Source organism: Acetanaerobacterium sp. MSJ-12, assembly GCF_018917875.1.
Classification (GTDB): Bacteria; Bacillota; Clostridia; order Oscillospirales; family Ruminococcaceae; genus Bittarella; species Bittarella massiliensis.
The window spans coordinates 74,850-99,877 of record NZ_JAHLPK010000005.1 but is presented as its reverse complement, the minus strand read 5'-3'; the positions used below and the strand labels follow the sequence as shown (position 1 = coordinate 99,877).

Below are 25,028 nucleotides of genomic sequence, written 5' to 3'. Positions count from 1 at the left end.
CCCTGGGCAACAAAAAAGGGTCCCCTCTTTGCAGAGGGGGCCCGGGAGGATATGTGCTACTTGTTCAGCTCTTCCATCACCTGGTCGATGATCTCTTCAAACTTGCCGCCGTAGACGGGCATCGAGCCGGAGAACATCAGGTTGACCGGGTAGTTGAAGTTCTCCACGTCGTTGCCATAGATGTCGCGGTTGTCCTTGTCCTCGCCGTAGTGGGCGATGCGCTGGCGCATCCAGGTGGCGTCGTGCATGTAGGCAAAGCACTTTTTTCCCAGCTGCCAGGCCATGCCGCACTCAAAGGCCACGTCGCTGTTGGGCTCAAAGCCGTGGTAGTCGCTCAGGTCGGCGATGATGATGTCGCAGTTGCGCACGTGCTGCTGCCAGCGGTCAAAGAGGTTGTAGGCCTTGGTGTAGGGGTCGTCGGACTCCACTTCGGCCACGCCGGGGGCGGCGTCGAGGGGGGTGATGGCCACCAGGCCCCGCTCCTCGCAGAGCTTCTTCATGGCGGCGTACTTCTCGGCGGCGTCGGGGTCGTACCGCTCGGGCCCGGCCAGGTAGACGACCGGCTTGTCGCCCTTTTCCAGGGTGACCTCGGCGCTGTGGTCCACAGCGGGGGTCTGGCGTTTGGCCTTGTGCTTGCGCTCTTCGTCCAGGTCGGTGCGCAGGGCCTTCAGGCAGTCGGTGTACTTGCCCTCGACGATTTTGCAGGAGCCGACGATGCAGGGGGCAAAGGGGATGTCCATGTGGGGGAGGACCCGGCCGTCCAGGTCGTAGACCTTGCCGTCCTCCTTCAGGGCCGCTCTCTGGTACTTGTGCACCACCGGGCGCAGGTCTCGGGTGTAGGCGTAGCAGCGCAGGCCGCGGGCATAGGCCATGCCGATCTCGTAGATGGTGCCGCCGTCGGGCTCGGTTCCGCGGAAGGACTCCAAATCAGCGAGGATGGCGGTGGAGACAGCCATGCTGTCGGCGCAGTTTTGGAAGATGGAGCGGGCGTTGTCGCGGGGCTCGGTGTCCGACCAATCGAGCTTCTTGTCGTTGGGCAGGGCCACCTGGAAGCCGTAGAACTCGGACTCTTTGCGCATGGCCGCCAGGGAGTTGGAACCGCCGGTGTAGAAGCACTCGGGGCCGGCAATGTAGAGGCTCTCGTCGGGGTATTGGCTGTACTGATGCATACTTTTTTCCTCCTTAAAAAGAGCGGCGGAACCAAATTCCACCGCAATGGGCAAGGGATGTCTGGGACATTTTTCACCTGTTTTCAGAGTAAAGCAAAGGGCGGAGCTTGTCAATACAAAAGCCCTTGTCGCAGCGCACAAAAAACCGGGCGAAATTTTTACGGCAAGCGGTTGCAGGGTGGTGCGCACTCCCCGCCCTCTCTGGAGTCGTCTCCCAAATTGCGAAAAGACAGTCCCCCGCGCGGCCGGCCTGCACCGCCCCTCTTGAACAGGCGGCCCCTCGCCGCAGCACTTGAAGCAGGTGTCTTACCTTGCCTTGCCCTGCATCCCCCCTCCCCCGCGGTTTCGCGGCCGGCAAAACCCGCACAGAGTGCGGCGCCATAGGCCTGACCGCACCCCTTCTCATGGCGATTTTGATTTGCGCATCTATGTAGGCGACAAGGACAGTACAGGCATGAGTCTCGATGACATCGCTGCAATTTCTCTCCCCACTTGGGGGAGGACGGGATGGCCTTCGCACCGATTTTGTTGTTTTGCAAATTTCGATTTGCGCACCCGCGCGGGAGACGGCCTTCCCGTTTCCCGGCGCGCTTTCCATTTTCGGCATTTCAATCCACACACCTGCTTGGGGGATTGCCTTCTGATGTCAGGGTCTGGCCATGGCTGCAACCATTTCGGTTCATATCTCTCCGCGTGGGAGCGAGGCCAGACCAGCGCTTCAGAGGCCCCCGCCGGGCGGATTTCAGTCCACTCGCTCTGCGTGAGGGGCGATATGCTCCAGAATTGCGGGATCGCTCCTGCATTTCAAACCGTGCTCCCGCGTGGGGACGACTCCAGAACAGACTCGACAAAACGGCGAAAAGCAGACTTTCATCCACGCATCCATGCGGGGGCGGCCCAGGGGGGCTTCCGCGTCCGCCAATCCTCGCGGCATTTCAATCTACGTCCCCGCACAGGGTGCGACGGTGCCGCGAGTTCTTTGACCTCGCCGCGGCAGTCATTCAAACCCACACACCCGTATGGGGTGCGACCGTTGCCCACCAAACCACCTTCTCTTTATCAATTTATTGCAATCCACGCGCCCGCGCTGGGTGCGATTTGACGCGGTTTGTCGCGGTTTGTCCACCAGAAGGAGGGCGCCCACATTTCAATCTGCGCGCGGTTACACCCCATCCGTCCCCTCTCCCCCACCTGCGTCCCGGCGCGCAAAAAGGGCCCGGGGCAGATTGCCCCGGGCCCTCTTGAAACGGTCGGTCCCGCTTATTTCACCATCTTGGCGACTTCGGCAGCCAGATCGTCCTCTCTCTTCTCGATGCCCTCGCCCTTTTCAAAGCGGGCGAACTTGACGATGGAGATGTTGCCGCCCAGCTCTTTTGCCACCTGGGCGGTGTACTTGGCGACGGTCAGGTCCTGGTCCTTGACAAAGGGCTGCTCCAGCAGGCAGACCTCTTTGTAGTACTTGTTGATGCGGCCGTTGACCATCTTGTCGACGATGGCCTCGGGTTTGCCCTCGTTGAGAGCCTGCACCCGGAGGATCTCCTTCTCCTTCTCGATCTCGTCGGAGGGGACCTCGTCCTTGGAGACATAGGTGGGGTTGGCCGCGGCGATCTGCATGGCCACGTCCTTGCCGTAGGCGGCAAAGCCCTCTTTGCCGGCCACGTCGGTGTCGAAGAGCACCATGACGCCGTGGGTGCCGCCACCGTGGATGTAGGTGACGACCTCGCCCTCAAAGCGGGCGAAGCGGCGGACGATCAGGTTCTCGCCGATGGTGAGGATCTTGTCGCGCAGCAGGGCCTCGACGGTGTCCTCGCTGCCGGCGGCTTTGCAGGCCAGCAGGGCGGCCACGTCGGCGGGGGCCTCCTTGATGACGGTCTTGGCGCAGGTGTCCACGAAGTCCTTGAAGTCGGCGTTCTTGGCCACGAAGTCGGTCTCGCTGTTGACCTCGACCAGGGCGCCCACCTTGGCGGCCTCGTCGACATAGGCGTAGACCAGCCCGTCGGCGGCGACCCGGCTGGATTTCTTGGCGGCGGCGGCCAGACCCTTTTCGCGCAGCAGCTCGACGGCCTTCTCCATGTCGCCGTCGGCCTCGGTGAGGGCCTTCTTGCAGTCCATCATGCCGCAGCCGGTCTTCTCGCGCAGCTCTTTTACGTCTTTTGCAGTAAATGCCATTGTACTTCCTCCTATATGCGAATTATCAAATATGCTCGTTTGTGGGGCGAATATATCGCACAAATGCCCGTGCAACCTGCGCGGGCATTTCTCGGCGTATGGGGGCTGACTACTCAGCGGCTTCCTCGGCCTCGGCGGCCTCTTCCATCTGCTCGCCCTGACGGCCTTCCAGGTAGGCGTTGGCCATGGCGCCGGAAATCAGTTTCACCGCGCGGATGGCGTCGTCGTTGCCGGGGATGATGTAGTCGATGTCGTCGGGGTCGCAGTTGGTGTCGACGATGGCAACGATGGGGATGTGCAGCTTCTTGGCCTCGGCCACGGCGATCTTCTCCTTGCGGGGATCGACGATGAACAGGGCGCCGGGCAGCCGGTCCATGGTCTTGACGCCGCCCAGGAACTTCTCCAGCTTCTCGATTTCGAGGTTGAGCTTGGTGACCTCTTTCTTGGGCAGCAGGTCAAAGGTGCCGTCCTCTTTCATCTTGTTGAGCTGGTACAGCCGGTCGATGCGCTTGCGGATGGTGCGGAAGTTGGTCAGCATACCGCCCAGCCAACGGGCGTTGACGTAGTGGCAGCCCGCGCGGGTGGCCTCGTCCTTCACAGACTCCTGGGCCTGCTTCTTGGTGCCGACAAACAGGACGGACTTGCCCTCTTCGGCGACACTGCGGACAAAGTTGTAGGCGTCGTCGAGCTTTTTGACGGTCTTCTGCAGGTCGATGATGTAGATGCCGTTTCTCTCGGTGAAGATGTAAGGAGCCATTTTGGGGTTCCATCTTCTGGTCTGGTGGCCGAAGTGAACACCGGCCTCCAAAAGCTGTTTCATAGATACTACTGCCATGATTTCTTTCCTCCTAGGTTTTGTTTCCTCCGCCGGGTTTATGGCGCGGTCTCACGGGGTCGTTCCCCGCAACCTTCCGCACAGGCCCAGCGTGTGTTTTACCGAAGTATTATAGCATACCCTCCGGCAGGTGACAAGCCCATCTAGCCAAAAAATTTGTCCAGCAGGGCCCCTTTTTTCTTGCGGATCTCGGGCTTTTCCAGGTAGTCCACCAGCACGGTGTCCTTGCCGATGGTCTGGATCTCCTCCCACTTGATCACGATGTCGGGCTCTCGGCCCAACAGCCCGAAGAACTTCAGTTTGCCGAAGAGGACGATGGCGGTGATCTGGGCGCTCTCGCCGTCAAACTCCAGATCGCACACCTCGCCCAGTTTGACCCCGTCTTTGATGTTGACCACGTCCTTGTCTCGCAGATCGTAAAAACTGCTCACCATCGCCGGTCTCCTCCTCCCCCGCGCAAACCGTCTCGGTGCGCGGTCTCTCCTCACAGTGTATGCCCCCCCGCGCCCGCTCTATTCGACAAAGCCCGTCCCCTTCCTGCAAAAAAGACAGCATCCGAGGTTGTCCGCGCGCTATGAACAGTTTTTGGGGGCCCTTTTTGGCGGGTGGGCAATTGACTTTCCCGCGCCCTTTGCCCCATAATAAAGGTGGTTTCCGGGCGCGGCGTGCGCCCCTTTTTTGCGGCGGGCGGACCGGCCCGCCAGACATGAGAAAGGCGGTATCTCTATGAGTTCTTCCTCCTCCAGCCTCTTTGACGTGCTGGGGCCGGTGATGATCGGCCCCTCCAGCTCGCACACGGCGGGGGCCCTGCGCATCGGCCGGGCCGCCGGCATGCTCTGCCAGCACATCCGCAAGGCGGTGTTCTACCTGCACGGCTCCTTTGCCCAGACCTACAAGGGCCACGGCTCCGACCGGGCCCTGGCCGCCGGCATCCTGGGGATGCAGACCTACGACCCCGACATCAAAAACGCCCTGGACATCTGCGAGAGCCGGGGGATCGCCGTGGAATTTGTCCCCACCGACCTGGGCGAGGTGCACCCCAACACCGTCAAGGTCGTCCTCACCGACGACCAGGGGGTGGAGCACAGTCTCACCGGCTGTTCGGTGGGCGGCGGCGAGGTGCGGATCGTGGACATCGGCGGCTTTGCCACCAGCATCTCGGGCGAGTACGCGGCCATCGTCACCAAGCACCAGGACAAGGTGGGGGTCATCAAAAACGTGGTCTCGGCCATCTCCGACGCGGGGATCAACATCGTCTCCATCAACCTCTCCCGCAGCCAGAAGGGCAAGCTGGCCACCGCCATCATCGAGGTGGACAGCCCGGTGGACGAAGAGATCATCCAGCGCATCCGCGCCATCGACAAGATGGTGGACGTGCTGGCCATCAAGAGCTTTTAAGGGAGGGCGCAAGCGATGTTCAAATACGGCTTTGAACTGGCCGATCACTGCCAGAAGAATGACCTGCGCATCTGCGACGTGGCCGTCAGCCACGAGATGCAGGTGAGCGAGTGCAGCCGGGAGGAGGTCTTCAAGCGGCTGAAAAAGCGGCGCAACGTCATGTACTCCGCCTGCCACTCCACCCTGCACAACCCCGTGCCCTCGGTCAGTGGGCTCACCGGGGGGGACGCCAGCCGCCTCTACCGGTACAGCGGCGAGGGTTCCCCCCTGAGCGGGGACACGGTGGCCCGGGCCATGAGTTACGCCCTCTCCTGCTTTGAGGTCAACACCTCCATGGGCCCCATCGTGGCCTGCCCCACCGCCGGCAGCTGCGGCATCGTCCCCGGCGCCCTCTTCGCCGCCGCCGAGACGCTGGACGCGAGCGAGGAGGCCCTGCTGGAGAGCTTTGCCACCGCCGCCTACATCGGGATGATCATCTCCAAAAACGCCACCGTATCGGGGGCCGAGGGGGGCTGTCAGGCCGAGTGCGGCTCCGCCTCCGCCATGGCGGCCGCCGCCCTGGCCGAGATGCAGGGCGGCAGCCCCCAGCAGTGCCTGGACGCGGCGGCCATCGCCCTGAAAAACGTGATGGGCCTGGTCTGCGACCCGGTGGCCGGCCTGGTGGAGATCCCCTGCGCCAAGCGCAATGCCTCGGGGGTGGCCAACGCCCTCCTCTCGGCCGACTTAGTGATGGCGGGGATCCGCTCCATGATCCCCTTTGACGAGGTGGTCAGCGCCATGTACAAGGTGGGGCGGATGCTCCCCGAGGCCCTGCGGGAGACCGCCAAGGGCGGCGTCGCCACCACCCCCACCGGCCTGCGCTACAAAAAGCAGGTGTTCGGGGAGTAGAGAGATTCACGCAAAAGCCACCGCAGAGAATTTCCGCGGTGGCTTTTTCTCGCTCTGCGCCGCCTCGATTGCCAAATGGGGGCGATCTCTCCGACAGTGCCGGACTGTTTGCGACCTCGAAATCAGCCCCGTTACCGGCAGAGATTAGAAGGCACCTCACCCTCCCTGTACCGCCTGCGCCCAGGATTTTCACAAATGCAGCAGCTCTATTTTGTCCAGCACCTCTTTTCGATTTCTGCACAATTCCTCCACAATGTCCACCTGACTGCGCGGTTGGGCAATTCGTTCCTGTATCTTCTTCGAGCTCCCCTCGTCTGGGCAGTTGTTGCACCGGATCGCAAGCTCGTGGTGTCCCCCGTTTTTTCGTTTGCTTGAGCATTTTCTACCGCGTTTGGCAGCGCTGCTTCCGATACGCGCGCCGCCCTCTTCCCCTGTCAACCTTTCCCAACCCGCCCCGGCGCATGGGGGCGAGTTTGCGGGCCCATACTGTCACTGTACGTAAAGAGAAAAGGGCGTGTGGGCATTTTGTACAGTGGCAAAGTGGAAATCTGCGGGGTCAACACCGCGCAGTTGAAGGTCCTCAAGGAGGCGGAAAACCAAGAGCTGATCCGCCGCTATCGGGAGAGCGGCTCCCAATCGGCCCGGGAACAGTTGATTTCGGGCAACCTGCGGCTGGTGCTCAGCGTCATCAAGCGCTTCTCCAGCCGGGGGGAAAACCTGGACGACCTCTTTCAGGTGGGCTGCATCGGCCTGATCAAGGCCATCGACAACTTCGACACCAGCCATCAGGTGCGCTTTTCCACCTATGCGGTGCCGATGATCATCGGCGAGATCCGCCGCTACCTGCGGGACAACAACCCCATCCGGGTCTCCCGCTCGCTGCGGGATGTGGCCTACAAGGCCATGAAGGCCAAGGAGGCCTTTATTGCGGAACACCGGCGGGAGCCCACCACCACCGAGTTGGCGGCCGCCCTGGGGATGGAGGTCAGCGACGTGGTCATCGCCCTGGAGGCCATCGTCGACCCGGTCTCCCTCTACGAGCCCATGTATCAGGACGGGGGGGACATGCTCTTCGTCATCGACCAGGTGGGCGATTACAGCGACGCCACCGACTGGCAGAGCGAGATCTCGATGCGCTCGGCCATTCAGGCTTTGAGCGAGCGGGAGAAGAAAATCATCTCGCTGCGGTTTTTGGGGGGCAAGACCCAGATGGAGGTGGCCGAGGAGATCGGCATCTCCCAGGCGCAGATCTCGCGGCTGGAAAAGGCCGCCCTGGAAAAAATCAAAAAAGAATTGTAGGGACACAGACTGCAAAGGGGCGGGGAAGCCGTTTGGCTTCCCCGCCCCTTTTTCTGTTGTATCCGACCCCGCATCCGACCCCATCAGCGGCCCCGGGCGGCGCGGCGGCTCTTCTTGCGGGCAATGTGGGCGTAACTGCCCAGAAAGCAGAGGAGCACCCCACTCTGCACCAGCGGGAGAAAGAGAGCCCGTCCGCCGCCCGCTCCAAAGGGAAGGATAGCGCAGCCCCCCAGCAGGCAGAGGGCCGCGCCCACCCCCTGCAGCCAGCGGTGGGCGCGGGGGTGCCCCGCCAGCACCAGCAGGGAAAAGAGGAGGTATCCCCCCAGCGCCAGGGCCCCCAGCAGCGCCGGCACCCCGGCCAAGAGCCCGCCCAGGGCCGACCCCTCCCCCCAGGTGGCGGCCAGCCCCTCTGTCCAGCGGCAAAAGGCCCCCTCCCCGGCGCAGAAGAGCAGCCAGAGGGCCGCGATATAGAGGGCCGAAAGGGCGGCAAAAGCAGGCCCCACCCGCCGTTTGGGGGCGGCCTTTTGGGGCTGTGCCCCCCGCCGGGGCATCCGGTAAATCAGCTGCTGCACCCGCTCTTCCCCCTCTCTAGCGGGGCTGGGCCGGCTGGCCCCGCCTCCGCCGCCACCCCCGCCAAAACGAGGTGGTCAGCCGCGCCACCGAGGAGACCAGGGCGATGCCCGCGACAATGGCCCCGGCGATCTTGCAGGTCTCCAGCCCGGTCTGCAAAAAGCGGGCGGTGTCCCCCGCCATCCCGTACTCCATGGTGTAGTAGATCTTGCTGCCCGGCACCAGGGGGAGGAAGGAGACCACCAGATAGATGGTCACCGGCGACTTGTGCAGCCGGGCCATCCCCTCGGAATAGAGGGCGATGGCCACCGTGGCCACAAAGTAGCAGAGGGTGTCGTCCATCCCCGCCCCGGTGCACAGCAGGTAGACAAACCAGCCCAAAGTGGCCCCCAGGGCCGCCAAAAAGAGGTTTTTCCCCCGCAGGTTGAAAATCACCCCAAAGCCCAAACAGGCGATGAACACGTATAGGCACTGCAGATAGCTCCCGTTCACGCCGCCACCCCCAACAGAGGCCGCAATACGGCCAGCGAGACCGAGACCCCCACCGCGATCCCCGCCCCGATGAGGATGGCCTCGGTCAGCTTGATCATCCCGGCGATGCAGTCGCCGGCCATGAAATCGCGCATGGCGTTGGTGAACACGATCCCCGGCACCAGGGTCATCAGCATCCCGATGATGATGGCGTCCGGGTGCAGGGCGGGGAAGGCCAGGGCCAGCAGGTGGGCCGAGGCGGCCCCGAAGAGGGCGCAGACCAGGTTGCTGAAAAAGGCGTTGCCCCGCAGCCGCCGCATCCCCTCGCTCAAGAGCTTCAGCGGCGCACCCACAAAGAAGGCGCAGGCCGCGTCCCAGGGCGAGCCGCCGAAGAAGAGGGCGAAGGCGCAGGCCGCCACTCCGTAGCCCGCCACCTGCCAGAGCAGGGGGTAGGTGGGGCGGGCGCGCAGCTCGTCCAGCTCCCGCCGGATCTCGGCGCAACCGGGCCGGTCGCGGCAGATGCGGCGGCAGAGGGCGTTCAGCCGGTCCACCTTGTCCAGGTCGGTGGCCCGGTCAAAGATCCGCTTGCTCTGGGTGTGGGCGCTGCCGTCCGCCAGCCGCAGGGTGAGGATGACGTGGGAGGGGATGGCAAACACATCGGCCCCCGCCAGGCCGTAGGCCGCGCCGATGTACTGAAGCGACTCCTCCACCCGGTAGACCTCGGCCCCGTAGGCCAACAGGCCGCCGGATATCTCCAGCAGCAGCTCTGTGAACTGGGGCATCTCCCCCTCGGTCAACTGCATGTGCTCTCCCCCTTGCCGCGCCTGCGCGCACCATCTGAACACTGGTTATACCATATTTTTGGCAGACAAGCAAGAAAAATGACGCGTCTCTCCCCCGCCGCGCCCCGCCCCTGTGGGAAACGGCGACAAAGCCCCCCTTTGATTGGCCGCAACCGGGTATTTTCGTTGCCTTTTGGGAAAAATTGCCCTATACTGGATTCACAGTAAACTGCGCCCGGCGGGCCGGGAGAGCCGGGCGGACGGAAAGGGGCAAGGAACGTGAAACGAATCGGCATGCTCACCTCTGGCGGGGATTGCCAGGGGCTCAACGCCGCCCTGCGCGGGGTCGCCAAGACCCTGTACGAGGAGTACGGCAAAGAGGTGGAGATCTACGGCATCCGCGACGGCTACCGCGGCCTGATCGAGGGCGACTACCACCTGATGAAACCCTCCGACTTCTCGGGCATCCTGGTACAGGGGGGCACCATCCTCGGCACCTCCCGCCAGCCCTTCAAGCGGATGCGGGTGGTGGAGAACGACGTGGACAAGGTCGCCCGCATGAAAGAGACCTACAAGAAGATGAAGCTGGATTGCCTGGTCATCCTGGGCGGCAACGGCACCCACAAGAGCGCCAACCTCCTCTCGGAGGAGGGGCTCAACGTGGTCACCCTGCCCAAGACCATCGACAACGACCTCTGGGGCACCGAGATGACCTTTGGCTTTCACAGCGCCATGGAGATCGCCACCAACGTGCTCGACTGCATCCACACCACCGCCACCTCCCACGGGCGGGTCTTCATCGTCGAGGTCATGGGCCACAAGGTGGGCTGGCTGACCCTCTATGCGGGGATCGCCGGCGGGGCCGACGTCATCTTGCTGCCCGAGATCCCCTACAGCGTGGACAAGATCGCCAAGGTCATCGAGCGGCGCAACCAGGCGGGCAAGCGCTTTTCCATCCTCGCGGTGGCCGAGGGCGCCCTCTCCAAGGAGGAGGCCAAGCTCTCGAAAAAGGAGTTCAAGGCCGCCCGCGCCCAGATGAGTGACCCCTCCGTCTCCTACCGGCTGGCGCGGGAGCTGGAAGAGCGCACCGGGCAGGAGATCCGGGTCACCATCCCCGGCCACTTCCAGCGCGGCGGCAGCCCCTGCGCCTACGACAAGGTGCTCTCGACCCGCTTTGGCGCGGCGGCGGGCCGACTGATTATTGAAAAGAAGTACGGCAACATGGTGGGGCTGCAAGACGGCAAGGTGGTGCCGGTCCCCCTAAGCGAGGTGGCCGGCAAGCTCAAGACCGTGCCGGTGGACTGCGAGGAGATTTCCGCCGCCAGGGCCCTGGGCATCAGCTTTGGCGACTAGATAGATAAGCCAATCGGGCGGGGCGGACCGGCAGGTCCCCCCGCCCTTTTTCTCGGGGACTGCACAATCGAGGTCGGATGCGTTTGCCGCCCCCATCGATCCGCCCCGACCCCTTTTTCCAGACCGCGCGTCCCGCAGTGCCTTCGAGGCACTCTGCCCCTTCCCATCCTCCCCAGCCGGGAAAATTTACAAAATCCCAGTGGATTTTCCCCCGTTCCCTGCTATACTGAATGGGAAATGCCGCCGTCCGGCGGCCAAAACTCACACGAAAAGGTTGGGATTTTTTGCGCAAGCGCGAACAGACCTTTGCCCTCGTCAACCGCATCTTTGTGGCGGCGATCGTGGCGCTGCACCTGGGGTTTGCCTTTACCTACCTGCTGCGCGACGGGGACAGCTACCTCTTTCAAAAGTCGCTGCTGGGGCTGCCACTGCTCCTGCTGCCCACCCTCGTCTTTCGCATCTTCCGGCTCAAGACCTGCCACCAGCTCAACTTCTGGGTCTACCTGTTCATCTTTTTGGCCCACACCATCGGCATCACCATCACCCACTACAACATCCCCTACTACGACAAGGCCATGCACACCCTGTCGGGGGTGTTCGTCGCCTTTCTCGCCCTCTGCTGCTTCTACTTTTTCAAGCCCGGGCGGGAAATCGACCGAAAGGACGGGCCGCTGTGCTGTCTCTTCGTCTTCGCAGTGAGCATGGCGGTGGCGGGCCTGTGGGAGATCGGCGAGTACACCGTCAGCTGCATCGACGGCTCCGACCCGCAGCTTGTTCTCAGCACCGGGGTGGGCGACACCATGCAGGACATGATCGTCTGCATGGTCGGCACCCTGCTCTTTGTGGGGGTGTTGGCCCACCGGTACCTGCGCCGCGACGACCGCCGTTCCGGCCCCTTGATGGGGGCTTTCGACACCTTTTATCAGTACAACCTGGCCCCCCGTCGGGCGGCCGGTCAAGGGGGTGAAAAAGAATGAGAAAGGGACTTTCAGTGGTGGCCTTTGTGCTGGGCATCTGCACCGCCCTGTGCGGCATCGGCGTCACCGTGTTGGGCGCCGTCGGCATGGGGAGCCGCAGAAGATAGGGCAACACCGCAGGAGAGCGGGCGGGGACCGAATGCAGTTTCGGTCCCCGCCCGCTCTCTCTTTTGCAGGGGGCTTCTCTTACACAAACAGGCACCAGCGAACGCCGTAGCGGTCGATGAGGTCGGCCATCAGGGGGCTGTACTCGCAGGGCCCCAGGGGGATGAGGAGGGTCGCCCCCTCCCGCAGGGTGTTGTAGGCCCTTGTGACCCGCTCCTCCCCGCCCTCGCCGTAGTCGAGGCAAAACTGCATCACATTGCCGGTGACGGCCTCCTCCCCCGCAATGGCATAGGCGGAATTGCGCTCCGCCACCGCCAACACCTGGCCCTCAAAGGCCAGTTCCGAGTGGTAATAGGTGCCGTCCCCGTTTTGATAGCTGCTGATCAGCTCCGCATCAAAGGCCCGCTGGTAAAAGGGCACGGCCTCGTCGCTCCCCTTGACATACACCTGCATCATTGTGCGCTTCATCTCTCCGATCCCCTCTCTTTGGCCGCCCGAGCGGCCGCAAAATCAATGTCGTAGCGGGTCCCATGGCTCATCAGCACCCCGCTGTCCAGCCGGATGCACAGGATACAGCTGTTGGGGTCGCCCTCGTCCAGGTGCCCGTTTTGGTACCAGTCCGCAAAGACACGGCGCAGCCGGGCGGCCAGCGCCGCATTCTCCCCCCCGCCCAGCCAGCCCAGGTTTTCCCCCCTGCCGCGGGCGGTGAACCACTGGCCGCAGACGGCAACGGCGGGGTCTCTCTCGATTTGGCGCACCTTGCCGGAGAGGGCGTGGGTAATCACATAAAAGGCCCCGTCCTCGTAATAGGCGTTGACCAGCCGCACCGCGGGGCCCCCCTCCCCCACCGTCGCCAGGGAGAGGACGGTGTCCCGCCCAAAGCGGTCCTCCATCACCTCTCGGGCCGCCTGGGGAAAATGATCGGCCATCATCCCTCTCCCCCCTCTCTGCGGGCCCCCTTGCGGGCTGTCCTTGTGGGGTGGAGCACACGATCTCCCCGCAAGAGCACACAATGCACGACACAACCGCCCCGCTTCACAGGCCCCGCCCCCTTCTCTTTTGGCCCATGGTAACACAAAGGCGGCGGGAAAGCAATTGGCCGGGCAGGCCCTGTGGGCGCTGTCCGGCCAATCGGCTCTCTTCTATTATAAGTTACAGCAGTTCGCAGACCAAATCGGTGTAGGCGGTGGGGTTTTCCACCGGGAACCCGGCAATCAGGGAGGCCTGCTCGTAGAGCAGCAGCGCCAGCTTTTCGGCGCGCTCCCGGTCGCCCTTGTAGGCCGCCTCCAACTTGGCGAAGACGGGGTGGCTGGCCCCCAGCTCCAGCACCCGCTGGGCCTTGGGCGCCTCGTCCATCTTCATCTGGGCGAAGTACTTCTCCATCTCCAGGGTGACGCCGCCCTCGCTGGTGAGGCTCACCGGGTGGCTGCCCAGTTTGGGGGAGATGCGCACGTCGCTGACCTTGTCCTTGAGCGCCTCTTTGAGGAAGTCCAGAAGCTCGCCGTGGGCCTTGGTCTCCTCCTCGGCGGCCTTCTTCTCCTCCTCGCTGACGGTGTCGGCGTCGCTGACGCTCTTGAGCTCGTGCCCGTCCTGCTCGTGGAGGATCTGCATCACAAACTCGTCCACCTCGTCGGTGAGGTAGAGCACCTCCCACCCCTTGTTCCGCACATACTCGGTCTGGGGCAGGTTGGCGGCCTTCTCCACCGAGTCGGCGCAGGCGTAGTAGATGTGCTCCTGCCCCTCCTTCATCCGGGAGACGTACTCTTTGAGGGTGACCGGCTTGCCCTCGGTGGAGGAGTAGAACAGCAGCAGGTCGGCCAGCAGGTCCTTGTGGGCGCCGTACTCGCCCACCACCCCGTATTTGAGTTGCAGGCCGAACTGGGCGAAGAAGGCCTCGTACTTCTCCCGGTCCTCCTCCATCAGCTTGGACAGCTCCCGCTTGATCTTCTTCTCCAAGCTCTGGGCAATGGTGCGCACCTGGCGGTCCTGTTGCAGCATTTCCCGGGAAATGTTCAGCGAGATGTCCTGGCTGTCCACCACCCCCTGCACAAAGCGGAAGTGCTCGGGCAGCAAGTCGGCGCACTTCTCCATGATGAGCACCCCGCTGGAATAGAGTTGCAGCCCCTTCTCATAGTCGGCCGAATAGTAGTTGTAGGGGGTGCGGGCGGGGATAAAGAGCAGCGCCTCGTAGGAGGCGGTCAGCCCCTCGGCGCTGACGCGGATGCTCTTGAGCGGGTCCTGGTAGTCGCCGAACTTCTCCTTGTAGAAGTTGGCGTAGTCCTCCTCGCCGACCTCGCCCTTGGGCTTGTGCCAGATGGGGACCATGCTGTTGAGGGTCTCGTCCTCCTCGTAGCTCTCGTAGGCCGGGGCCTGGTCGTCGGCCTCCTCCCCCTCGGGCTTTTCCACCGGGCGGGTCTTGTGGCAGAGCATCTTGATGGGCCAGCGGATGTAGTCGGAGTACTTTTTCACCAGCTGGCGCAGGCGGTACTCCTCCAAAAACTCGCCGAACTGCTCGTCCTCGGTGTCGGGCTTCAGGTGCATGATGACGTCGGTGCCGGGGGCGGAGCGCTCACACTCGACAATGGTGTAGCCGTCGGCGCCGGAGGACTGCCACTTGTAGCCGGTCTCCTCGCCGTAGGCGCGGGAGATGACGGTGACCTTGTCGCTGACGATAAAGGCCGAGTAGAAGCCCACGCCGAACTGGCCGATGATGTCGGTGTCGTCGGCCCCCTCCTGCCCCGCGATGTCCTGCTTGAACTGCAGCGAGCCGCTGCGGGCGATGGTGCCCAGGTTTTCCTCCAGGGACTTTTTGTCCATGCCGACGCCGTTGTCGGACACGGTGAGGGTGCGCCCCTCCCTGTCGGGGGTGATGCGGATCTCAAAATCCCCCCGGGAGAGGCCGACCCCCTCGTCGGTCAGGCTGCGGTAGCACAGCTTGTCGATCGCGTCGGACGCGTTGGAGACGAGCTCCCGCAGAAAGATTTCCCGGTTGGAGTAGATGGAGTGGATCATCAAGTCGAGGAGCCGTTTGGACTCGGCCTTAAACTGTTTTTTTGCCATGGTCTCAATCACCTCTCGCAAAATTAGCACTCCTTGCACACGAGTGCTAAAAACAGGATAGCGCACAACCGCCGGCAAATCAATGTACAAATTGTGAACATTTTCGCGGAGGGGGCAAAACGCGGCCGCCGCCCTTGCATTTTCTCCGGCGCTGTGCTAGTGTGAAGGCACCCGGTCGAGGGCGCAGGGCCGCCGGGAGGACGATGAAGAAGGAGGGAGCCATCGTGTACTGTCCCCGCTGTGGGAGCGAGCGCGTCACCGTGCAAGCCGTCAACCACACCACCATCAAGAACCGGGGGTGCATCGGCTGGTTTTTCTGGATTTTGCTGGCCATCTGCACCTTTGGACTGATCCTCATCATCCCCGCGGTGACCAACCAAAAAGTCAAAAATACAGTGCACACCGAGGCGGTCTGCCAAAACTGCGGCAACCGCTGGTTCGTGCGATAGAGAGAGCAAGAGGCCCGGGAGGGGGGATTCCCCCTTTCCGGGCCTCTTTTTTAGGCAGGGGGAGCAGGCCCCCCTCCCCCGTTCGGGCAGGGAGAGCAGACCCCTCTTCCCCCGTTCGGGCAGGGGGGCTTTTTCCGCCGAGCGCCCGGCGCCAGCACAGCTGCCTCTTCTCCCCCGACCGAGCGGGGGTCGGCTTTTCCCCCGCCCACTGCACGCGCGAAGAGGAGGAGCGAGAGCGGGCCGGAAGCAGGCCGCCTTGCCGAGGGCCTTTGCGGCCGGATACTCTCTATCGTTCTCTTCCTCTGTCCCCATCTCCGCCCGAACAGGCACTCGTTCTCTCCCTGCCGCTCATAATGCAATTTCGCCCCCTTCCGGCAAAGCAGGCCGCCTTGCCGAGGGCGTTTCATCCGCGCCCTTTTCCACCCATCCCCCCCCCCTTGTAGGGGACTGGATGGAAAAAAAGGGGGGCAAACAGGAGAAGCGAACAGGGCCAGTTTTCCTCTTCTGCGCCAGCTGTCAAAAGAGGGCGGCTCCAGGCAGGGCAAAGGCAAACAAATCGGAAGGCCAGCGATCCCTTGGGCCGCCCCCCACACACTCCTTTTTCTCCCCTCACAGTGGGAATGCTGACTTTGGGCGGCGTGGGCGGGGCGCTGCTGCCACACTCCTTTTTTCCCTCACAGTGGGAATGGACAGGGAGAAAAGAGGGAGAGGGCACAGGCGCACAAACAGCTCCAGTGGGGGAAATACGGGGCCGGGAGGGCCGTTGCGCGCCTCTCCCGGTTTTTTTGTGGGGGGAAACAGGGCAGAATATGGACGGTGTGCTCCCCCCTCTTTTCCCTGTCCGAACAGGGGCGGCTTTTCCCCTCGCCTTTCACACGGCGCAAAACGTCGCCCCTTGACGCTTGCCAGCGGGTGGGGACACCGGCATCCCCCCCCCTCTCCCCCCGCGGGAAAACGGACAGCAAAAAGCAGGGCGCACGCGGTGACAAGGGGCGGGAAAAGAGAGGGACAGGCCACGCCGGCGGGCGCGGGAAAAGGGGATGGCGCAGGCGCGCAAACAGCTGCCGCAGGGGAAAAGAAAGACCCGGTAGAGGGCATACGCGCCTCCCCCGGGTCTTCGCTTTTCACAGGTCGAACAGCCCCGACAGAAATGGAAAAACAGGCGGGCCTGCGCTCCTCTCCCCCGCCGCGGGGCCGCGCGGTGGGGGGACAAAGTGGGGAACTCTCTCCTTTTCACGCCCTTTTGGCGCGTTTTCCAATAAAAAAAGCCCCTTTACTAGAGGGGCAAACCATAGAAGTCCTCCACGATGTCGCGCAGGTGGCATTCGCTTACATCCAGGCGGTTGCACTGTTCGGCCAACGCCTCGACCTTTTGACGCTCGAGGGAAATATCGCGGATCTCCACTGTCTGTCCTGTCAGGCCGTAGGTGGCGCGGGTGATGCCCTCTATACAAATTTCCGTCTGGTTTACCGTGTAGATCTTCATATCGCTTGCACTTCCTCTTTGTTTTTGTGGGGCGGGGTGTCTATCCCCTTCCCCCTGGTTGTCATTGGCCGCCCGGTCTTCGCCGAAGGGCGGGCCGTTGGGCCAAGATGCGCCCGGGTGGCAAGACGCGTCTACTTGATCGCCAGAACCGCTCCACCCCTGCTCTTTTTCTGAAAACGCTTTTTCGGAAGGGTGACCCGAACGCACTTGGTGAACTCCGGGTCGCCCTCCAACTTTTCCACGCGGAAGTCACCGCCGTAGTCGTCAAGGAGCTTGAGCGTATCCGCCAGACCAAATCCATGGTCTTTGCCCTTGGTGGTGTTGCCGTACTCTCCCAGGGCCGCCAGGATGTGCGGCGGAAAATCCGGGCCGTTGTCGTAGATGCAGATTTCATAGTCCCCATACTCGTTGAGACCGAGGTAGACCTCTACCGCGCCGTGACCGTTGGCGGCAGCGGCAGCCGCGCGGATGGCATTTCTCGAGAGGTCGCCCACCAGGCGGACCACCTCGCGCAACTTCATAAACCGCAGCAGGGGCTCGACTGTCGTAAAGACGACGACCCGATAAAAGACGTGGTCTTTGGCAGCCATTGCCGCATGCGTTTGCAGGGTGTTGTTGAGGGTTGAGCTGCCGGTTTCCGGTGGCACATAGCCGTTGATGAGCCTGTCGCGGATCTCTTCGGCCCGCTCGCCGGCCAGCTGCAATATCTCGGTCTCATCGGGCGCAAAGCTCTCGGCGAGTTCGGTGTCGTACTCGCTGAGCGCCATCCTCATTTTGACAAAGCTGACACTGATGGCCGGGAGAATCTCCTTTTCTTGATGGTCTCTGTGCACAGCTTCGCGGCGCTCTAGCTCCTTGTTGATTTCGTTTTCTCTAACTTCAGTCATTCTAATTGCTGCAATTATCACAACAAGAGCAGAGTAGCCAACAATAATAACCTCTGCATACTCGGCTAAAATACTGTGGTCAATTTTTACAATAGCAATCATCGAAAATAAAGTAATACAAATTCCCGAAGAAATTAGGTTAAAACGTTTTGAAAAGTGCTTTGCAGTAGTTCTATTGGTAGACTTCGGAAAAGAAAATTTTAGAACTACACCAAATGCAATAAGTCTAAGAACAATCGCGCAAATAGCTATAAATTCTTTGTTATATCCCGATTGGATGAAAAATAAGCTAAGCATTATTGCATCACTTGCGAGAGCACTGATAACAGTAGAAATAGCATATAAACTTAAAATGCAAAATATCGATGTAATAACTGTCTGATGCTTTGTTCGAGAATGATAAATACTGATGATTGCTACAAAGGCTAACCCCACCAAAGGTGATAATGTGAAATCGCCAATTAAAGCTACTGCCGCTGTTGATAATAGAGAAACGAAGATAGTTTCAATAATTTTCCTGCGCCTGGTTATAGGTATCTTTTCTAGTTCGTAGTACAGCAAGTTTGTCTGTGCGAAAATGGTGACAAATTTAATCGCTAGAATGAATTTCAGCATGATTTCTTTCTCCTCTTTCAAAATTATATAGGGGCATCATCATGCCTATCATAGCGAAAACTTATGAGAAAAAGGGGATTGATTCATCCCCTTTTCCCCCACTCGCACCGACTATTAGTGCCACCACTTGATCCAGTCCAGGAACGCTTCCAACCAGCTCACAGTCACGCCCTCCCTTCTTCCGTTGTCGCTTGGAGACTCTCCACGCGCAATCTATCACGGTTAGAAGGGCGCCAACTTCGATATAGGTCGGCCGGATATGTCGTCTCATGTCGATATGTGACGAAACCAAAATGAGCGAAAAGCGGGAAATGGCTTGATTGTAAACTTTTTGTTAATTGCTCCTCGACGCACTTTTTGTCGAAAGATTCTCTGTTGGCAGACGTGATTTTATAACCTGAAACGAGTATTTGCTTGAAAGCAAATACAAGGGGCTGTGGAGAGAGACAACTCCCTCCGCAGCCCCTTGTGGGTATTAAGCCTCTTTAAAAAGAGATGCTTTTCTGCTGTTTTTTGAACCTGTCCATCTGCGCCCTGTCAGTGGCGCTCTCGCAGCCGGACGACAAACGCATCCAAAAATTGGGCATTTGTCGGAATGGTCCCGTTGGCCTTCACCAAGTGGGGAAAGCGGGCGCTGGTCTGCTCATAGTTGGCGGGCATCCAGGCAATTTTGATGGCGTTGCGAATATTGCGCTCCACACTGCGCCACTTGCAGCCCACCTGCTCGCCCACGTCCGGGTAGAGGTTTTTGGTGAAAAGCTGCTTGTCGTCCCCCTTGTACTTGTAGTGAAAGAGGGTGGCCCAGGCCGTGCACCGGGCGGCCATCAGCCCGCGGCGCAGCCCCATGCACTCCAGCTCGCGAAAAATCTCGTCGAGCAACCGCTCCTCCAGGGACTCCTCCGCCCCTGGGGCGGGCATGGCCGGCAGACTGCCGCCCCGCCGCAGCCGCTGGCCGCGCAGAAAGCTGCCCATCCGCTTGACTGTGCCGATGACCTGCTCGGGGCCATAGTTTTGCAGCCGCTTTTCGTAGATGAAGCCGACGTAGTTTCGCAGATAGGCCTGGGTGCTCTTGTCGGTGACCTTGGTCGTCACCATGACGTAGGGGTTGTGGGGCCGCTCAGGCGCGGCGAGGGCGGGGGCCAGGTCCAGCCCGCTGCCCTCCCCCTCGCTCAACTCCAAGTCCAGTATCACCACGTCAGGGCGGTAGCGGTCATTCCACTTGAGCGCCTCGGCGGCGCTGCCGGTGACCCCCACCAGGTCGATTTCCTCCTGTCCCTTCAGGTATTCGACAAAGGCGTTTTGCTCCTCGACCTCGTCCTCCACGATCATAAGCCTCGTCTTTTTCTCCATCGTTTCCTCTCTCCGTTTCTTGTTTTCCTCTCTTGCAGCGCCCCGCAGGGCGGGTTTGCAACCTGTGTGTCCCTTCTCCTCTTTGCCGCAAACGGGGGGCGGGGGGCGCGCCTATCCTGCCCCCTGTCCGCGGTATCCAGCCGGTATGCGGGGTGGGATGGGCAGCCCTGTCGGCCCAGCGGCGTCCACGGGAACAGAGCCGATACCCCCTTTTCCCCAACAATATCGCCCTTGCCCACAGACAGCGGCTATTCTCTCCCCGTGCACTCATAGATATGGTCTGTGGGGTGGCGGATAAAGGGGTTTCCAACCGGGGGCGGGGGGCTCCCTTCCAGTCCCCCACCCCTCCGCAGGCGGCCTGTTTCCCGCGCGTTCGCGGGGGTCAAACCGTCTATGGAGCGGCAATAGGGGCTCCCCGACAAAGGGGGGGACGGGGGCCCTCCAGCGGGGAAGGGGCGGCACGGCCCCATTCGTCTAGAGCAGCCGCGTGCTGTCCTTCTCCCGAGAAAAGGGCAGGCGGATAAAGCCCTCCCTCCTCCCAATCAAAATCCATCTCCCCCTTCTCCGCACCGCAGTTGGCCTTCTCCCCCAAAAATAGCCTGTGGGGCAGCAAACGAAGACTCCCTGACCAAGAAGGAGAGGACGGGGGCTCCCCCCTCCCTGCAAGGGCAATTTCTTTGCCCCTGGGAAGGGAGGGGAGGCTTTTCCCCTTTCCCTTCCCGCCCCTCCGCAGGCGACTTGTTTTCCGCGCGTTCGCGGGGGTCAAACCGTCTATGGAGCGGGATGAGGGCCCTCCGGCGGAGAGGGGGCGGCGCAGCCCCCGCTAAAAACAGCCGTGCGCCCCCCTTCTCCCGGGAAAAGGGCAGGCAGATGAAGCTGTCCCTCCTCCCCATCAGAGCCCCGCGGGCGGCCTTCTGCTCTGCGCACACAGGCCGGCACAGAGCATTGTCCCGGCGGGCGGGGAGCAGGCCTTCCCTACCTTTTTCCCGCCCGCCGTTTGCGTCTATATTACCCCCGCCAAGTGGGGGCGCTTGACACCCAGCGAGTGGCAAAGAAGGGCATTTTCTCCACAAAGCGACATTTTTTTACCGCACGTGCTTGCGCCGCATCCGCACCACAAAGGCCTCGATCAGTTCGCCGTTGGTGGGGTAGTCGCCATTCTCGTCGACCAGGCGGGGAAAGCGCTCGTACACCAAATCGAGATTGCGGTTGCTCACGTCCCACACCTTGTGGATGGCGGAGCGGATGTTGCGCTCCACATTTTCCGGCTTGCAGTGCAGCTGCTGCGCCACCATGGGGTAGAGCTCCTTGGTGAGGGAGAGGGGCTCCCCGCTCTCCAACTGGCAGTAGACCGCCCACACCAGGCAGCGGCAGCTCTTCTGCCTCCGGCGAAGGCCCATGTCCTCCATCTCGCAGTTGAGCTCTTCCAGCAGCCGCTTTTGGCGCAGCTCCTTCGCCGACTGGGAAGCGGCGGACTCCCCCGACCGGCCCAGACGGCGGCCCTTGAGAAAGCCGCCCATCCGCTTGACGCCGCGCAGCACCTGGTCGGGGCCGTAGCGGTCGATATTCTTGTCGTAGATAAAGCCGACCCCGGCGTCCCGCAGCATGTCGAGGGTGTGGCGGTTTTCCGTCCGGGTGGTCACCAGGACATAGGGGGAGTAGGACCGGCTCGGGTCGGTGAGAACGGGCGTCAGGTTCAGGCCGTCGCCCTCCTGCAGCTCCAAGTCGAGGACCACCACGTCGGGCCGGTGGCTGTCCACCAGGGCCAGCGCCTCTGTCTCGCTGCCGGTGATGCCCACCAGCTCGATCTGGCGCTCGTTTTGCAAACACTCCGCAAAAGCCGCCTGCTCTGCGGGTTCGTCCTCTACAATGAGAAGGCTGATCTTGTCGTCCATTGTCCTGTTTCCCCCAATCGCGTATTCTCTTTTGCCCCTGTCTGTGAGCGGGCCGCCGGGCGGGAAATCGTCCCGCCGCACGGAGCAGAAGGCAAAAAACTATGCTGTCAGTTTAGCAATTTCAGAAAATCTTGTCAAAAATAGAGGAAAAATAAGCCAACATCCCCTCAAACGACTCGTTGACAAAACCAGCCAAGGGGGGTAGCATGAATTCAGGACAGACCAATCGGCGGGCCCCCGCCCGCGCAAGGAGGACGACGAATTGAAAACCTTTCCCAAAATTGAACTGCACCTGCACATCGACGGCTCGGTCCCGCCGGCCACCGCCTGGCAGCTGGCCAAGGACCAGGGCCTGCCCGAGGGGGAGCTGACTTTGGAGGAGGTCACCCGGCGGATGGTCATCCAGCCCGGGGAGAACGGCACCGATTTCAAGGAGTTCGACCTGCCCCTGGCAGTGATGCAGACCGCTCCCGCCCTGCGCCAGGTGACGGCCGACCTGATTGCCCGGCTGGCGGGCGAGGGGGTCTGCTACGCCGAACTGCGCTTCGCCCCCCAGTTTCACCTGGAAAAGGGGCTGACCCAGCGCGACGCCATCGAGGCGGTGTTACAGGGGGTGGCCGACGGAGAGGCCGCCTGCCCGGAAATCGCGGTGGGCATTTTGCTGTGCGCCATGGGGAAATTGGAGCCGGCCGAGGCAAACCGGGATGAAAACCTGGAGACGGTGCGGCTGGCGGCCGAGTTCATCGCCGCGGGCAGCAAGGTGGTGGGGGTCGATCTGGCGGGGTACGAGGAGCACCTGGCCGACTACGCCGATATCTTCGATCTGGCGCGGGAGCTGGGGGTGCCGGCCACCTGCCACTCGGAATTCGAGGTGCCCCAGTGCCTGCCCTTTGGCACTCCCCGCATCGGCCACGGCTACCAGGTGGCCCAGCGGCCCGACTTGGCGGAAATCGTCAAGGCCCGCGGGGTGACGCTGGAGATGTGCCCGGTGAGCAGCATCATCTCCTACGACCTGCCGGAGGACGGACGGCACCCGCTGAAGGTGCTCTACGACCAGGGGGTAAAGGTGACGGTGAACACCGACAACCTGACGGTGCTGGGCACCAGCTTGGAGCGGGAGTACGAGTACTGCCGCCAGATGGGCTTTTGCGACCGGGACTTGATTTTGATGAACATCAACAGCGCCGAGGCGGCCTTCCTGCCGCCGGAGGAGAAGGCGAAACTGGTGGCCCGGCTGCGGGCCTGTTTGGAGGACTAGGGGCGGACACAGTGTCCCGCCCCGGGAGAGAGGAGCACAGGCAGATGAAATACGCGTACACAGGCGGTATCCTGCTGGACGGCAGCGAGGAGATGGAGCCCCAGGCGGGGCTGGTGGTCAAGACCGACGGTGAGATGATCGCCGCCATCGAGCCGGAGGGGGGCGAGCTGACCGGGTATGAGATAATTGACCTGGCGGGGCAGTACCTGATGCCGGGGCTCATCAACATGCACGTGCACCTGCCGGCCAACGGCAAGCCCAAAAAGAAGCAGCAGGACAACGTGAAGATGGTGAAGCTGATGACCAGCAACGGGCTGATGAAGGCGGTGCTGCGGAAGATGTGCGAGGGCTATGCCCGCACCCAGCTCATGAGCGGGGTGACCACCATCCGCACCATGGGCGGGGTGCTGGACTGCGACAGCGCCATCCGCGACCGCATCGACGCGGGGGAAATCGTGGGGCCCCGCATCCTGGCGGCCAACATGGCGGTCTCGGTGCCGGGGGGGCACATGGCCGGGTCGCTGGCCTACGAGGCCCACAGCGCCGACGAGGCGCGGGACTACGTGGCAAAAATCGCCGCCGAAAAGCCGGACATCATCAAGCTGATGATCACCGGCGGGGTGCTGGACGCCAAAAAGAAGGGCGAGCCGGGGGAGCTAAAGATGCCGCCGGAATACGTGAAGGCCGCCTGCGACGAGGCGCACCGCCACGGCCTGAAGGTGGCCGCCCACGTGGAGAGCCCCGAGGGGGTGCGGGTGGCCCTGGAAAACGGGGTGGACACCATCGAGCACGGGGCCAAGCCGGACGAGGCGATCCTCGCCCTCTTCAAAGAGCGGGGGGCCTGCCAGATCGCGACCCTCTCCCCCGCGCTGCCCTACGCCCTCTTCGACCGGGCGGTGAGCGGGGTGTCGGAGATGGAGCAGTACAACGGCGCAGTGGTCTTTGAGGGGATCGTGGAGTGCGCCCGCGCCTGCCTGAAGGCCGGTATCCCGGTGGGGCTGGGCACCGACACCGGCTGCCCCTACATCACCCACTACGACATGTGGCGGGAAGTCAACTACTTTCACAAGTACTGCGGGGTGTCGAAGGCCTTCGCCCTCTCCACCGCCACCAAGAAAAACGCCGAGCTGGCGGGGCTGGGGGACCGCCTGGGCACCCTGGAGCCGGGCAAGTGCGCCGACATGATCGTCACCGCGAAAAACCCGCTGGAAGATCTGACCGCCCTGCGGGAGGTGGCGATGGTGATTGCCCGGGGCAAGCCGATCCGCGCCCCCAAGGTGAAGAAGATGCCCCAGGTGGAGGCGGAACTGGACAAATTCATTTGACCTTTGCACCCTGTGGCAGGGTGTGCAAGCCAAAAGAGAGGGGGGAGGGCCCGCGGGCCCTCCCCCCTCTCTTTTTTTGCGCGCCAATCAGAGGCCGTACTTCTCGATGAGCTGGCGAAAGACGCGAAGGTGTACCTCCTCGTCCTTGACGATGCGCGCCAGCAGTCTGCAGACGCTCTCATCGCCGATTTGGGCGATGTGGCGGCGGTAATTCCGGATGGCGGCGTACTCGCCGGCCAGGTCGGCGTGGAGGTACTCCCCCAGGCTGCCGCCGTACTGCACCTCCGCGGCGCACCAGGGGCGGCCGCCGGCGCAGTAGGTCGGGTCGCCCCCCAGGGCGCGGATGGCCCCGGCCAACTTCTCCATGTGCATCATCTCGACGATGGAAATCTTCTCCAGCGCGCGGGAGATGTCGGGGCAGTCCTTGGCAGCGGCGTGGTGGTAGATATATTGCAGCGAGGCGGTCAGTTCCCCGGCGGCCCCGGCGTAGTCCTCGGCCAGGAGGGACGCCCAGCGGCTGTTGGGGGCGCAGATCTCCAGGTCGGGCCAGGGGGACGGGTCGGCAAACCCCTCGGTATAGTGGATGTCATTTGTCACAGGTTGCATACATGCTCCCCTCCTTTCCGGCCAGTCTATGACCGGGGCGGCGGATGTGCTATACTGGCAGCAGCACCGGCCGCCCCCGGC

At 62.3% G+C, this 25,028-nt stretch carries 23 protein-coding genes; 8 read left to right on the top strand and 15 right to left on the bottom strand.

Annotated elements, in window-relative coordinates; all coding sequences use genetic code 11:
- Positions 1–56: 56 nt before the first annotated feature.
- The 4 genes from KQI11_RS07245 to KQI11_RS07230 form a co-directional block, all read right to left on the bottom strand.
- Positions 57–1,169 carry a nucleoside 2-deoxyribosyltransferase gene (locus KQI11_RS07245; RefSeq protein WP_216401635.1) on the bottom strand — a complete coding sequence of 371 codons (1,113 nt, stop codon included), beginning with the start codon at positions 1,167–1,169 and terminating at the stop codon, positions 57–59.
- A 1,260-nt stretch (positions 1,170–2,429) separates the two neighbouring features.
- Positions 2,430–3,338: a translation elongation factor Ts gene (tsf, locus tag KQI11_RS07240; RefSeq protein WP_185916158.1), complete on the bottom strand. Its 909-nt coding sequence runs from the start codon at positions 3,336–3,338 to the stop codon at positions 2,430–2,432.
- 109 nt (positions 3,339–3,447) lie between these two features.
- The gene (gene rpsB, locus KQI11_RS07235) at positions 3,448–4,173 is read right to left on the bottom strand and encodes a 30S ribosomal protein S2 (protein ID WP_044992446.1); all 726 of its coding nucleotides are present in this window, start codon (positions 4,171–4,173) and stop codon (positions 3,448–3,450) included.
- 143 nt (positions 4,174–4,316) lie between these two features.
- A complete protein-coding gene (locus KQI11_RS07230) occupies positions 4,317–4,607 on the bottom strand; it encodes a YlmC/YmxH family sporulation protein (protein WP_021659307.1) in 291 nt (96 codons plus the stop codon).
- A gap of 292 nt (positions 4,608–4,899) precedes the next feature.
- Here KQI11_RS07230 and sdaAB point away from each other — a divergent pair, with 292 nt between their 5' ends.
- The 3 genes from sdaAB to sigG all read left to right on the top strand — a co-directional run bounded on the left by sdaAB (position 4,900) and on the right by sigG (position 7,758).
- Positions 4,900–5,571 (top strand): L-serine ammonia-lyase, iron-sulfur-dependent subunit beta, encoded by a 672-nt coding sequence (gene sdaAB / locus KQI11_RS07225; RefSeq protein ID WP_059005298.1) that lies wholly within the window; start codon positions 4,900–4,902, stop codon positions 5,569–5,571.
- A gap of 15 nt (positions 5,572–5,586) precedes the next feature.
- A complete protein-coding gene (gene sdaAA, locus KQI11_RS07220) occupies positions 5,587–6,459 on the top strand; it encodes an L-serine ammonia-lyase, iron-sulfur-dependent, subunit alpha (protein ID WP_185916157.1) in 873 nt (290 codons plus the stop codon).
- A gap of 525 nt (positions 6,460–6,984) precedes the next feature.
- Entirely contained in the window at positions 6,985–7,758 is a 774-nt protein-coding gene (gene sigG / locus KQI11_RS07215; RefSeq protein WP_216401725.1) for an RNA polymerase sporulation sigma factor SigG, read from the top strand.
- A gap of 83 nt (positions 7,759–7,841) precedes the next feature.
- Here the strand turns inward: sigG and KQI11_RS07210 are convergent, their stop codons facing one another.
- Genes KQI11_RS07210 through KQI11_RS07200 form a run of 3 tightly spaced genes read right to left on the bottom strand, consistent with a single transcriptional unit; the run spans position 7,842 to position 9,602 of the window.
- The gene (locus KQI11_RS07210; protein ID WP_216401634.1) at positions 7,842–8,330 is read right to left on the bottom strand and encodes a hypothetical protein; all 489 of its coding nucleotides are present in this window, start codon (positions 8,328–8,330) and stop codon (positions 7,842–7,844) included.
- Between the two features lie 16 nt (positions 8,331–8,346).
- A complete protein-coding gene (locus tag KQI11_RS07205) occupies positions 8,347–8,820 on the bottom strand; it encodes a threonine/serine exporter family protein (RefSeq protein WP_216401633.1) in 474 nt (157 codons plus the stop codon).
- Positions 8,817–9,602 (bottom strand): threonine/serine exporter family protein, encoded by a 786-nt coding sequence (locus KQI11_RS07200; protein ID WP_185916154.1) that lies wholly within the window; start codon positions 9,600–9,602, stop codon positions 8,817–8,819. The genes KQI11_RS07205 and KQI11_RS07200 overlap by 4 nt, the downstream gene beginning before the upstream one ends.
- A 258-nt stretch (positions 9,603–9,860) precedes the next feature.
- Between KQI11_RS07200 and KQI11_RS07195 the strand changes: the two genes are divergently transcribed.
- Entirely contained in the window at positions 9,861–10,934 is a 1,074-nt protein-coding gene (locus KQI11_RS07195) for a 6-phosphofructokinase (RefSeq protein WP_216401632.1), read from the top strand.
- Between the two features lie 284 nt (positions 10,935–11,218).
- Positions 11,219–11,911, top strand: coding sequence for a DUF2238 domain-containing protein (locus KQI11_RS07190; RefSeq protein ID WP_216401631.1), 693 nt, complete (start codon positions 11,219–11,221; stop codon positions 11,909–11,911).
- A gap of 186 nt (positions 11,912–12,097) precedes the next feature.
- Here the strand turns inward: KQI11_RS07190 and KQI11_RS07185 are convergent, their stop codons facing one another.
- From KQI11_RS07185 to htpG, 3 genes are all read right to left on the bottom strand, one after another.
- Positions 12,098–12,484, bottom strand: a complete 387-nt coding sequence (locus KQI11_RS07185) for a VOC family protein (RefSeq protein ID WP_216401630.1) — start codon at positions 12,482–12,484, stop codon at positions 12,098–12,100.
- On the bottom strand, positions 12,481–12,948 hold the full coding sequence (locus KQI11_RS07180; RefSeq protein WP_353653936.1) for a pyridoxamine 5'-phosphate oxidase family protein: 468 nt from the start codon (positions 12,946–12,948) through the stop codon (positions 12,481–12,483). Before KQI11_RS07180 ends, KQI11_RS07185 begins: the two co-directional genes overlap by 4 nt.
- 220 nt (positions 12,949–13,168) lie before the next feature.
- Positions 13,169–15,076 (bottom strand): molecular chaperone HtpG, encoded by a 1,908-nt coding sequence (htpG, locus tag KQI11_RS07175; RefSeq protein WP_216401629.1) that lies wholly within the window; start codon positions 15,074–15,076, stop codon positions 13,169–13,171.
- A 203-nt stretch (positions 15,077–15,279) separates the two neighbouring features.
- On the opposite strand from htpG, the gene KQI11_RS07170 reads away from it, so the two are divergent.
- Positions 15,280–15,525 carry an LITAF-like zinc ribbon domain-containing protein gene (locus KQI11_RS07170; protein WP_185916149.1) on the top strand — a complete coding sequence of 82 codons (246 nt, stop codon included), beginning with the start codon at positions 15,280–15,282 and terminating at the stop codon, positions 15,523–15,525.
- Between the two features lie 1,276 nt (positions 15,526–16,801).
- On the opposite strand, the gene KQI11_RS07165 is transcribed toward KQI11_RS07170, so the two are convergent.
- The 4 genes from KQI11_RS07165 to KQI11_RS07150 all read right to left on the bottom strand — a co-directional run bounded on the left by KQI11_RS07165 (position 16,802) and on the right by KQI11_RS07150 (position 21,758).
- The gene (locus KQI11_RS07165; RefSeq protein WP_216401628.1) at positions 16,802–17,011 is read right to left on the bottom strand and encodes a DUF6514 family protein; all 210 of its coding nucleotides are present in this window, start codon (positions 17,009–17,011) and stop codon (positions 16,802–16,804) included.
- Positions 17,012–17,142: 131 nt separating this feature from the next.
- Entirely contained in the window at positions 17,143–18,513 is a 1,371-nt protein-coding gene (locus KQI11_RS07160; protein WP_216401627.1) for an ATP-binding protein, read from the bottom strand.
- Between the two features lie 537 nt (positions 18,514–19,050).
- Positions 19,051–19,863, bottom strand: a complete 813-nt coding sequence (locus KQI11_RS07155; protein WP_216401626.1) for a sporulation initiation factor Spo0A C-terminal domain-containing protein — start codon at positions 19,861–19,863, stop codon at positions 19,051–19,053.
- 1,085 nt (positions 19,864–20,948) lie between these two features.
- A complete protein-coding gene (locus KQI11_RS07150; protein WP_216401625.1) occupies positions 20,949–21,758 on the bottom strand; it encodes a sporulation initiation factor Spo0A C-terminal domain-containing protein in 810 nt (269 codons plus the stop codon).
- A gap of 262 nt (positions 21,759–22,020) precedes the next feature.
- Between KQI11_RS07150 and KQI11_RS07145 the strand changes: the two genes are divergently transcribed.
- Entirely contained in the window at positions 22,021–23,016 is a 996-nt protein-coding gene (locus KQI11_RS07145; protein ID WP_185916144.1) for an adenosine deaminase family protein, read from the top strand.
- A 44-nt stretch (positions 23,017–23,060) separates the two neighbouring features.
- Entirely contained in the window at positions 23,061–24,341 is a 1,281-nt protein-coding gene (locus tag KQI11_RS07140; RefSeq protein ID WP_216401624.1) for a metal-dependent hydrolase family protein, read from the top strand.
- An 87-nt stretch (positions 24,342–24,428) separates the two neighbouring features.
- Here KQI11_RS07140 and KQI11_RS07135 read toward each other — a convergent pair whose 3' ends face one another.
- Complete coding sequence (locus KQI11_RS07135) at positions 24,429–24,947, bottom strand: ferritin-like domain-containing protein (protein WP_216401623.1); 519 nt, start codon at positions 24,945–24,947, stop codon at positions 24,429–24,431.
- Positions 24,948–25,028 lie beyond the last annotated feature (81 nt).